The following is a 7,660-nucleotide window of genomic DNA, read 5'->3' as shown; positions in this document are numbered from 1 at the left end:
TCAAGGCGACGCACTTGGCGACTATCAGTAAGGATATCCATACCGACAGTCAGCTACAGACCGGATGAACTCGCAAGACGGCCGTCCTCGGACGAGTACGGTTGATTTGATGTTCGAGCACTTCGAGCGAAACGCCACCCACATCTGGCCGATCGAGGAAGACTCGCGCGGGTTGCGCCACCAAATTCAAGTAATCTCTGACCAGGGAAACATCTTTGATATTCGCGAGAGTTGGCCAAAGAGTTCGGCCTTGGATTTCTTGCCCGAAAAGTAGATGGAGGAGCTACAAAATGAGCCACCCATTTCCGAGATTGGGTGCGGCGCACGAAGGCAATTGCTGGGCCTGATTGGGTGTCTGCCAGATAGCAAAATATCGCCGCAAGCAATTTCGGGCAGCTTTCCTTTTGGCTCGAACACGGCTCGGCCGGTTCAGCGCAAAAGAAAACGGCCCCGCTCACTCGGAAGTTACTCTCACGCGCCGCAACAAGGATCTGCCCTGGCCGGCGAGCAACGCTGTCGCCAGATTGGGATGGAATGGTTAGCAAGGCTAGTATCGAGTGGATCGCTCGCCGCGGCTGAAGCTGCCGCGTCCAGGGCCGTGCCGCCGCCAGAAAGATCTCTGGCCTGTTGTGAAAATGCTCGGCCTGCTGACGACTGCCCACGGCTTATGGTTCTCCCATCACGTTTCTTGTCTTCGTAACGTCTCTTGAGAGATCGCAATCCGACAGTCGGCCGCCGCAGGTCATGAACAACTCGAAATGTGGGCACGTCCTGCCTGCGATTCGTTTGAAATGAGAGACAAGCAATCGCGTAGCCCCTGCTTCCTCGTCGCGATGCTCGCTAAGAATCTTGGGTGGGGCAACGAAGGGGGTACCTCCGTCGGGACCCCGTAAGAATACGGTCGCGCATGCTGATCGACGATCGAATACCTCAAGCTGACCTCGCGCATAATGCGTTAACGTCGCGATTTAGCGCGGCTCTGTGTGCTCATCGAGGGTCGTCGAACCCGTAAGCAGTTTCCCGTCGTCTAGACTTCCGGGATCAGCAACTGAAGGATAGAATTTGCTTGATGATCCTGTCCAATCCCCGAGCCAATAACTATGGAATAGCTCTGGCGGCGCTTACTTAGAATAATTTTACGTAGGAATAACGCCATGAATTTGGATGACGAAATCGAACTTCGGCCGACAGCGGCGCGGGCAGCGCGTTTTGCACCTGCGTTATACCCAGCAGCACTGTTTCTTTCGGCATTGCTGTTATTTGGGATCCAACCGATGTTTACCAAGATGGTGCTGCCGAGGATCGGCGGGGCCGCCGCAGTCTGGTCAGTGGCGATGGTTTTCTTCCAGGCGGCGTTGTTGCTCGGCTACGCCTACGCGCATCTGCTCAGTCGCACGCTGCCGGTAGCGCTCGCGGCGCTGGTTCATCTAGGTCTTCTGGCAGTTGCTGCGACCACCTTGCCGATCGGCATCGCTCACGGCTTCGAGACTGTGCCGCAGACCGTGCCCGAGCTCTGGCTCCTGGCGTTGTTTGCCACTTCGATCGGTCTGCCGTTCGTCGCGCTCGCCGCGACCGCACCCCTGCTACAGCATTGGTTCGCAGCAAGCGGTCACCAGCAGGCGACAAACCCTTACCTTCTCTATGCAGCATCTAATCTTGGGTCGTTCGCGGCTCTGATGACCTACCCCTTCGTTGTCGAACCCCTATCGACGCTGCACACACAAATTCTAACGTGGTCGTTCGGCTATGCGCTGTTGATGATGCTTATTATGGCGGCGGCGGTTGTCGCAGCCCGCATGCACAAACCTTTGAGCGCCATGACAGTCCCGGCCAGAGCCGCCACTCCCACGATGGCCGACCGCGGAATGTGGACGGCGCTAGCTGCGATTCCGGCCGGCCTCGTGGTCGCCGTCACGGCTGCGATCTCGACCGACTTGGCGGCTGCGCCATTCCTGTGGGTTCTGCCTTTGTCGCTCTATCTTCTAACCTTTGTAGCGATCTTCCGCGAGCGCGCGTGGGTGGCACACGAGCGCGTGCTGAGCTTGGTACCATTCGCTGTGGTGGCCTTGATCGCCACCGCGTCAGCAGAACTTCGGCCGTATTTGAGCGCCTCGCTCGCGATTCACCTTGTAGGTTTTGTGGTCCTCGCACTCGCCTGTCATGGAGAGCTCTATCGGCGCCGGCCGGAGCCTGCGCGGCTAACAGAATTTTACTTGTGGACCTCATTTGGCGGTTTGATCGGCGGCGTTTTCGCCGGGTTGATCGCACCGCACGTGTTCAACGGTGTCGCTGAGTATCCTATACTGGTGTTGGCAGCGCTGCTGGCAATGCCCGGCACATTCGCAGTCGGGGCGGGTCGGTTTATGCGGCAGAGTGGCCCAGGTCTTCTGTTGGTAGCGTTGGGCGTTAGCCTTATGTGGCTCCACGTTCGCATTCCACCCAGCTACGCGCTGCCGATCGAAATCGGGCTAATTCTCGTGGCGGGCGCTATGGTGTTGGTCCGGCGGCTGCCGGCATTGTTTTTCGGCCTCGCGGTGCTAGCCTTCGTCATTGGTAGCCTCGAGCCATTATTCCCGCGTATCGAGCAACGCCGCAGCTTCTTCGGCGTACATCGGGTTGTCGAGGACCGCACGGGGCACTACCGCCTCCTATTGCATGGAACGACTCTGCATGGCGCTGAACGCGTGCGCAATGCGGATGGAAGCTTGGTAACCGGCCGCCCCGAACCGACGACGTACTACTATTTCGGCGGACCGATTGCCGACGCGATCGCGGCATCCCGCGCGGCGCAAGGCCGGTTGGCTCGAGTGGCAGTTGTTGGGCTCGGCACAGGCACCCTTGCTTGCCATCGACAAGACGACGAAGCCTGGACGTTTTTCGAGCTCGATCCTCTTGTGGTCCGTATCGCTCGCGACCCAACTCTATTCCGGTTCTTGTCGGAATGCGGACCCGACATCCCTATTGTGCTGGGAGATGCACGACTGACGCTGACGGCGGCGCCGGAGCGCTTCGACCTCATCGTGCTAGACGCCTTCTCCTCCGATGCAATTCCCGTGCACCTTCTAACGCGCGAGGCATTCGCCGGATATCTATCTCGCCTGACGGCACACGGCGCCATCGTCTTGCACATCTCGAATCGACACATGGCGCTGTGGCGGCCGGCGGCTGCCGTCGGTGGTGCGGAGGGCCTCTTTGCATACGGCAAAGGCCAGCTTCCGCCGGATACGGCCGACGACGAGTTGCGAGAACCTGCGCAGGTTGTTGTTTTTGCCCGGGATGCACGGGATCTCGGCGACCTGGCCGCGCAGGCAGGATGGACCCGCCTTGATCCCGATCCACGCTCAGCCTGGTCCGATGATTATGCCGACATTCTCGGCGCCATTCTCGACCGCAAGCTCCCACGCTGAATTGAGGCTGCGCCTTAATGCGGTTTCTTATGCCGAGAACAAGATCGGTCGTAGCCAACGTACCAAAGCTCTGATTTCCTGTCCCACGGCAAAGAAATAGAGCAGGTGCGTGACCGCAAAGGACAGGAGGCAGGCCCCTAAAATAGTCGCCATCACGAACTGGCCACCCGACGGGACCGCAACGGCTACAAGCGATGCCTGCACAGCGGTGGGTGCACCAAGCCGCCAGCAGACAACCAAAAACAGGGCATAGGCTACACTGGCATGCGTTGCGACCGTGAAAACGGGCCTGGACTTGGCTGCGAGCCCAACACTGGCCAGCGCGAAGATCGGAAGCGCAAGCCCGAAGAACTGAAACCCCTTGATCGGAACAAAATAGCTCAAAACAGCGTCGCTTCGCTGAAAGATGCCGAACATCCTGAGATTGATGAACCAGAGAAATTCAGAGCTCGGAGCATACTCAAGGACACGTGCAGCCAATTCGGCGCAAAGCGTGGCGGCAAACAGCGCCAAGGGCCCCAGGAATTGCAGTTTAAACAGACGGTTCATGTAAAGAAACGGTTCGCGCGACGTAAAGGTCCCCCGGCAAAATGAATTCAAACAGTTCCCCCGTCGACGCTCTGATTATGGCTGATTATTCGGCGGCCTTTCAATGAACCGCCGGCTGCCATTAAGAAGCTCAAGGTTGTTGGCGATGACTGGATTGCCGGGATCGAGCGAATAAGCCTTCTCGAACTTTCGCCGCGCTGCACTCAGGTTGCCGCGCAGCATTAGTGAATAGCCCTGGTCGTTCAGGATTTGAACAGATTCGCCTCCCAGCCGGATTGCTTGGGCATAGGCCTGATCAGCCAGGTCGAAACGACGCAACCGATCGTAGCTCGCTGCGAGCCCAATCCAGGCCGTCAAATCCTTCGGCGATTTCTCGACAGCGTCCTTGAAATAGCGCTGGGAAACCCCGTAACTGCCCCGGTTGAAATGCTCCAGCCCCAGCCGAACGGGTTCATCCGAAGGGTAATATTTGACGTCGGTCGGCTCCTGCACGGGGTCCCCGCCCGGCGGATCCACGGGGGCCACGATTGCTGCCTCCCTCAATGTGTAGTCACACGCCGCGAGGGCTGTCCCCAACCCGCAACACGTCAGCACCAGGACGGTGCGCCGGATAATGATTGTCCCCGCCAGGATCAGCGCACTCATTGGAATATCATCTTTAAATCACCCAAAGCTAAGGCCCCTTGGCGCCTTTACCTGCCCGTACCCGGTGCTCCGCCGACCGGTACCGACACTCCAGCGTTCGATCCAGGCGGCAATCCTTCTATGTTGACATTCTGGGTGACGGGAGGCCGCTGGCCCATCGCCTCCGTCGCATTTCCCATATCGGGAAGCTGATCCACCGGCCGTGTCGTGTTGCCATAGCGCGTCACGGCGGCGCCCACGCGCCGCGCATCGTATGCGATCCTGCGATCACCGGCGTATCGCGGCCAGGGATGAATGGTGTGGGTGACGGCGTTGACCTGTTTGGCATCGCCAGCGCTCATCGTGATGGTGTCGGAACGCTGGAAATAGCGGTCCATCTCGTCATGACCGGCGAGGCCGTAACATCCCCCGAGCAGCAAGGGCGCGAACAGAACCAGATATTTTATGGTCATCTTTTCGCTCCGCTAGTTGAGAGTCTTTACGACCGGCTGATCGCTAACAACGGCGGCCGGCGCCGGAACGGGCGCCCTAAGCTCAGGAGCGATGATATGGCCGTACGGGCCCTTCACGTCGCCACCGGAATTGACGTAGTCATTGTAACGCTTGCGGACTTCCATTTGGCCGTTGAGGAAGAAATCGACATCGTTGGCCGGAAGGCGGGAGTCGAGCGGAGATGCCAGTTGCTGACCGGGTGCGGCCGGCGCGACCAGGCGCGGCGTGACTATAATAACCAGATCCGTTTCCTGCTGCTGGTACGACTTGCTGCTGAACAAGGTTCCAAGCACTGGCACCGAGCCGATCCAGGGCAATTGCGAAACGTCCTCCCGGTTGCGGGTCTGCAGCAGGCCGGCGATCGCAAAGCTCTGGCCGTCGCGCAGTTCGACCGTGGTGCGCGCGTCCCGCCGCGACAGCGCGGGAATAGTCGTGCCGGCAATGGTCACCGCGTTAGCGAAATCAAGTTCGCTGACCGAGGGCTCGACGCGAAGGTTGATCACGCCTCGCGACAGCACTGTAGGAACGAAAGCCAGCTCGACGCCGAATTTCTTGAATTCGATGGTCACCGTCGGAACCAAGCCAGCAGTCCCCGCCGTAGAAGCCACCGGGACCGGGAATTCGCCACCGGCCAGGAAGCGCGCGGCGTCGCCTGAGAGCGCCATCAGGTTTGGCTCGGCGAGGCGGCGGAGGACGCCTTTGGTCTCAAGTGCAGTTATCAGGACGTCCAACGTGTTGCCATTGTTGAACTTCAAAACGCTTGTCAACAAACTGCCAAAAGGCACAGCGCTTCCGGCCAAGGTACTGGCAGTACCGATCAAGGGAAGGCCACCTGGAGTGGCGACATGGCCGTTGGTCACGGGATCCTGCAGAGGCGTACCGTCTCTGCCGCTCAAGATACGTCCGGCTGAGGTCACCGCACCGGCCGAACCGCCGGCGCCAAGGCCGGTGTTGAATCCTCGCGATCCGCTAGCGTTGCCACCAAAGAGATTGACTCCTAAATCGCGACCGGCGTCCCGAGCGACCTCGAGAAAGCGCACCTCCAGCATCACCTGCTGCGGCGCCGCTACGCTCATGGCGTTGACCACGGTGCCACCCTTCGCAACGCTGCCGGTGGCGATTGCCATGGCCCGCTCGGCCGCGACCGCGTCGACCGCCGTTCCGCTGAGCACCACCTGCCCCTCGGAGGCCGAGACGCGAATACCCTGCATGCCGCTGCCGGTCCGGATGTTCTGCTGCAGATTGCCGGTATCGATCACGACCTCGACGTCGAGGATCCCGATCTGCTTCATCGACGAGTCGAACAAAATGACGTTGGTGGTGCCGGTCTGCTTGCCCTGGACATAGATCAGGTGATCGCTGAGCGACTTCACGTCGACGATGTCAGGCGAGCCCGCGACAATCGTTGCAAAAGGCGCATCGACCTTGAAGGTCCGTGACTTGTTGACGACCACCTTGACCCGCTGGACGTCGTTCATTTCGCTGACGAAGACGCCGCCGCCCGAGATGGCGCCGCTGGACGAGACTCGCCGGTCTGCAGCCTCCGCGCGGTTAGCGGACCCAGCCACGGCGAGCGCCGCGCCAAGAGCCACCACGCCGAAGGCGAGAAGCCTCCCTGCCGCCTTACCCGAAACGTGACCGCCACCCATTCGAGTCCCCCCGCTGCGATCCACGGCTACCCCGCAAATCTACGTACTCGACGTCCCCTCTGCGCACGACGCCGCAGAGCTTACAATTTGTCCGATTACAAATCGTTACTTCGTATTTCCGATATCATCATCCCTCGTGCCACCGACTTGCAAGAAGAGAGGCTTACCGCGCTGCGGTGACAGCAGAGAAAACTTTGCGATGTTGCCAGCGAGCACCACTTTTCCGGTCTGCCTGGAACTATTGTGCAGCGCAGGCGCCTCGGGACGGGTCCCGCTGCTCCTCCGGATGCAAGCGCCTATCGGTTTTCGGAAATTCCATTCAGAAAGGCAGACCCACACTCCTGCGGATTCCGATTTATTCCGGCCGGGTATTTCGACTTGAAGCCGGCCACGATTCCAAAATGGAACCGGCCGGCATTCCGATTTGAAGCCGGCCGGGTTTGGAAGTCGGCGTTTTCGTTTGGGTCAGTCCCTCAGGCATCAAGTCCCTGTTGATCAACGAGGGGAAGCGGATACCGGCCAAGAGAGAACTGACCATGCGACAGATACGACAGATGCTGCGGCTTGCCCGTGATGGGGTGAGCGCCCGGGAGATCGGGCGCACGCTCGGCGTGGCGCGCAGCACCATCCAGGACAATCTCAAGCGTGCCTCGACGGCCGGGCTGGCGTGGCCGTTGGCAGGCGATCTGACCGACGCCGTTCTTGAACAACGTCTGTTTGCCCATGCCGGCGTCAGGCGAGGCTTCCGCCGGCGAGCTGAGCCGGATTGGGCCTCGCTGGCCTGTGAGCTGAAGCGGCCTGGCATCAATCTGATGGTGTTGTGGGAGGAGTACCGGGCGGTCCATCCGGAAGGTTATGGCTACAGCCGGTTCTGCGATTTATTCCGGGAATTCGAGCGGCGGCTGTCTCCGACGATGC

6 protein-coding genes are annotated in these 7,660 nt (G+C 59.9%); 2 read left to right on the top strand and 4 right to left on the bottom strand.

Annotation, left to right across the window (positions count from 1 at the left end; translation table 11 throughout):
* Positions 1–1,154 precede the first annotated feature (1,154 nt).
* Complete coding sequence (locus IVA82_RS10240; protein WP_247379829.1) at positions 1,155–3,407, top strand: fused MFS/spermidine synthase; 2,253 nt, start codon at positions 1,155–1,157, stop codon at positions 3,405–3,407.
* A gap of 27 nt (positions 3,408–3,434) precedes the next feature.
* Here IVA82_RS10240 and IVA82_RS10235 read toward each other — a convergent pair whose 3' ends face one another.
* The 4 genes from IVA82_RS10235 to IVA82_RS10220 all read right to left on the bottom strand — a co-directional run bounded on the left by IVA82_RS10235 (position 3,435) and on the right by IVA82_RS10220 (position 6,742).
* The gene (locus IVA82_RS10235; protein ID WP_247379825.1) at positions 3,435–3,956 is read right to left on the bottom strand and encodes a hypothetical protein; all 522 of its coding nucleotides are present in this window, start codon (positions 3,954–3,956) and stop codon (positions 3,435–3,437) included.
* 75 nt (positions 3,957–4,031) lie between these two features.
* A complete protein-coding gene (locus tag IVA82_RS10230) occupies positions 4,032–4,601 on the bottom strand; it encodes a tetratricopeptide repeat protein (RefSeq protein WP_247379822.1) in 570 nt (189 codons plus the stop codon).
* Between the two features lie 47 nt (positions 4,602–4,648).
* Positions 4,649–5,053, bottom strand: a complete 405-nt coding sequence (locus IVA82_RS10225; RefSeq protein WP_247379819.1) for a hypothetical protein — start codon at positions 5,051–5,053, stop codon at positions 4,649–4,651.
* 12 nt (positions 5,054–5,065) lie between these two features.
* Complete coding sequence (locus IVA82_RS10220; protein ID WP_247379801.1) at positions 5,066–6,742, bottom strand: type II and III secretion system protein family protein; 1,677 nt, start codon at positions 6,740–6,742, stop codon at positions 5,066–5,068.
* A gap of 554 nt (positions 6,743–7,296) precedes the next feature.
* Between IVA82_RS10220 and IVA82_RS10215 the strand changes: the two genes are divergently transcribed.
* A partial coding sequence (locus IVA82_RS10215; RefSeq protein ID WP_247379799.1) for a helix-turn-helix domain-containing protein occupies positions 7,297–7,660 on the top strand: 364 nt, incomplete at its 3' end.

The organism is Bradyrhizobium sp. 142 (genome assembly GCF_023074015.1).
GTDB lineage: Bacteria > Pseudomonadota > Alphaproteobacteria > Rhizobiales > Xanthobacteraceae > Bradyrhizobium.
Note: the sequence above shows the minus strand (reverse complement) of the source record. Positions and strands in the feature narration are given on the sequence as shown.